Annotated in this window: 2 protein-coding genes and 1 pseudogene; all 3 read left to right on the top strand. The window is 72.2% G+C overall.

The genetic code is table 11. The features are described 5' to 3' along the window. Positions 1–120: pseudogene (locus tag BUB17_RS28680) on the top strand (methyl-accepting chemotaxis protein); the annotation flags it as partial. Between the two features lie 280 nt (positions 121–400). Then, positions 401–2,032, top strand: coding sequence for a methyl-accepting chemotaxis protein (locus BUB17_RS25030; protein ID WP_072921551.1), 1,632 nt, complete (start codon positions 401–403; stop codon positions 2,030–2,032). A 293-nt stretch (positions 2,033–2,325) separates the two neighbouring features. Beyond that, on the top strand, positions 2,326–3,128 hold an 803-nt coding region (locus tag BUB17_RS25025), incomplete at its 3' end, for a HAMP domain-containing protein (RefSeq protein WP_141243212.1).

Below are 3,128 nucleotides of genomic sequence, written 5' to 3'. Positions count from 1 at the left end.
GGGGTGTCGGCCGCGGCGGACTCCACGACGCAGGCGCTGACCCAGACCCGCACCGCGGTCGACGAGCTGTCCCGGATGGCCGCCGACCTGCGCACGACGGTGACCCGCTTCACCTACTGAACGGGCAGCCTGCCCACTCACCACGGGGCGCCGATCGGAATGGTCCGGTCGGCGCCCCGTCGCCTCTCCCCCACCGAGGCGAGCTCCATTCCGTGGGGACTGCGGATCGTCAAGTCGACACCGCAGAAACGGTCACCGACACATTTACCGGGACGGTTCCGACACTCCGGGGGAGTGCGTTTCGCGTCGTGCTCCGGGCCTCTAGCTTGCTCCCGGGTGACGCCCCATTTCGCCCACCTCGAGGCGATGCGTCGCCAGCACCCGATCGAAAGGCACGGACATGACCAACCTCAGCAGCGGTCGCCGCACTCGACGCATGGGTGTCCGTGGCTCGATCCTGGCGGTCGGCGCCGCCGGGATGGCAGCCGCGGTCGCCGTCGGCGGCTTCGCGTGGAACGGGCTGAGAGCGACCGGCGATGCACGGGACGAGATCGGCCACCTCGCCGGCGCCCTCACCGCCGTCCAGGAGATCCAGACCTCCAACGCCGACGTGACCGGGTGGCAGACCGCCTACGCCTGGGACGCCCGCCGCATCGGCGGCGTCGCCGCGGTCCAGGGCGACAACGCCAACCGGGCCGGGTACCTCGACAGCGCCGACCGACTGCGCGGCCAGCTCGAGGCCGTGCCCACGGACGCGCTCACCGACGCCGAGCAGACGACGTTCGAGCAGATCGAGCACCAGTGGGACGCCTTCTTCGCGGTGGACGACCGCATCGTCGCCACCTACGCCCAGGGCACGCCGGCCGCCATCGAGGCGGCAGACGCGCTCGTCGTGGGTGACGGCTACAACGTCTACTTCGAGGTGATCCAGCTCACCGCGGAGCTGCGGCAGTCCCTGCAGGACCGGGTCCAGGCGGCGGACGCGGCTGCTGACGGCGAGCAGACACGGACGCAGTGGACCATGGTCGCCGTCGTCGTCCTGGGAGCGCTCCTGGCCCTCGGCCTGGCGCTCACCGTGGCCCGGCGCATCGTGCGGCCGATCGACGCGGTCGCCTCCGTCGCGGAGGCCCTGGCCGCCGGTGACCTGACCCGGACGACGGGGGTGAGCCGGGACGACGAGGTGGGTCGGGCCGCAGCTGCGATCGACACGGCGCTCGGCGAGCTCCGTTCGGTGATGGCGTCGGTGGCGGCCTCGGCGGATGCGGTCGCAGCGTCGTCGGAGGAGTTGTCGGCGTCCTCGGCGCAGATCTCGGCGTCGGCGGAGGAGACGAGTGCGCAGTCCGGCGTGGTGGCCGGCGCCGCGGAGGAGGTCTCCCGGAACGTGCAGACGGTGGCCGCGGGGGCGGAGCAGATGGGCGCCAGCATCCGGGAGATCGCCAGCAACGCGGCGGAGGCCTCCGACGTGGCGGCCCGGGCGGTGAGCGCGGCGGAGACGACGACGGCGACGGTGGCGAAGCTGGGGGAGTCCTCCGCGGAGATCGGCAACGTGGTGAAGGTGATCACCTCGATCGCGGAGCAGACCAACCTGCTGGCGCTCAACGCCACCATCGAGGCCGCGCGGGCCGGGGAGGCGGGCAAGGGGTTCGCGGTGGTGGCCAACGAGGTCAAGGAGCTGGCCCAGGAGACGGCCAAGGCGACCGAGGACATCGCCCGCCGCGTCGAAGCGATCCAGAAGGACACCGGTGCCGCGGTCGGGGCGATCGCGGAGATCTCGCAGATCGTCGCCCAGATCAGCGACCGGCAGACCACCATCGCCAGCGCGGTGGAGGAGCAGACCGCCACCACCAACGAGATGAGCCGCTCGGTGACCGAGGCCGCCAGCGGGTCCGGTCAGATCGCCGACAACATCACCGGGGTCTCGGCTGCGGCCGACAGCACCACCCAGGCGCTCACGCAGACGCGTGCTGCGGTCGACGAGCTGTCGCGGATGGCCGCCGACCTGCGCACCTCGGTGGCCCGCTTCACCTACTGACGCGCTGCGCTGTTCACCCGCGGGGCGGCGGCCGGGCACTTCCCGGTCGTCGCCCCGTCGCCATTCCGGAGGGATGTGCGGAATGGCCGTCAGCGTTCCCTGATCGCCAAGTCGACAACCTCGAGAAGGTGACGGGACAATTCTCGCTCGCCGATCTGGACACGCCCGGAAATGGCGGTGGACGTCCCCCTCCCGCGTCCTATCGTGCTTCTCGCGACGCCGTTCCTCCCCGACCCGGTCAGGCCGGAACGGCGCACCACCCGCACGCTCTGCACCCGCCCAGGAGGGCTCCCATGACCACCGCCGCCCGCCCACCTCGCTCCCGGGCGAGCTGGTTCGCCGACCTGCCGATCGCCGGCAAGATCCTCTCGTTGATCCTGTTCAGCGCCTCCATCGGCGTGGTGCTCTGCGTGGTCGCCGTCGGCCGCATCGGCGCCCTCGACGAGAGCCAGCAGGACATGTACCAGCGCAGCGTCGTCGCCTTCTCCGACCTCGACGGCATCCAGGCGACCTACGAGGGCGTGCGCCAGGGCTACACCTCCTACTTCCTGGCCGACCCGGTGACGCGGACGGCGTTGAAGGCGCAGCTGGTCGACGGGCGCACCACCCTCGACGACCAGTTCGAGGCCTACGCCGACATCACCGAGCACCCGGACCTGTTCCGGACCCTGCGCAGCGACATGGAGGCCTACCTGGACGTCAGCGCCGCCCAGATGGTCGCCGCGCTCGACGTCGGGGACGTGGCGACGGCCGGCGCCGTGGCGGCCGGGCCGCTGGTGCAGGCGCAGGACACCGTCACGGCCGACCTCGCCGACCTCCGGACCGTGCTGCGCGAGGAGGCCGACGCGCAGGCCCGGGAGGGCGCGGACGAGGCGACCTCGGCCACGGTGACGCTGTGGACCATCCTCGCTGTGAGCGTCGGGATCGGGCTCGTGCTGGCCCTGCTCGTCGTGCGCCGCATCGTGCGGTCGGTGAAGTCCGTCCAGCAGTCGGTGGACGCCCTGGCGGCCGGCGACCTCACCGTGACCCCCGAGGTGACCGGCAGGGACGAGCTGGGCCGGATGTCGGCGGCCCTCGGCACCGCTCAGGCGAGCCT

This window comes from Geodermatophilus obscurus, assembly GCF_900143215.1.
Taxonomy (GTDB): Bacteria; Actinomycetota; Actinomycetes; order Mycobacteriales; family Geodermatophilaceae; genus Geodermatophilus; species Geodermatophilus obscurus_A.
The sequence above is the reverse complement of the archived record's forward strand: the minus strand, read 5'-3'. Positions and strand labels throughout refer to the sequence as shown.

Excerpts from the sequence above, each read along its gene's own strand:
- BUB17_RS25030 (WP_072921551.1), top strand. The coding sequence starts at position 401 with ATGACCAACCTCAGCAGCGGTCGCCGCACTCGACGCATGGGTGTCCGT.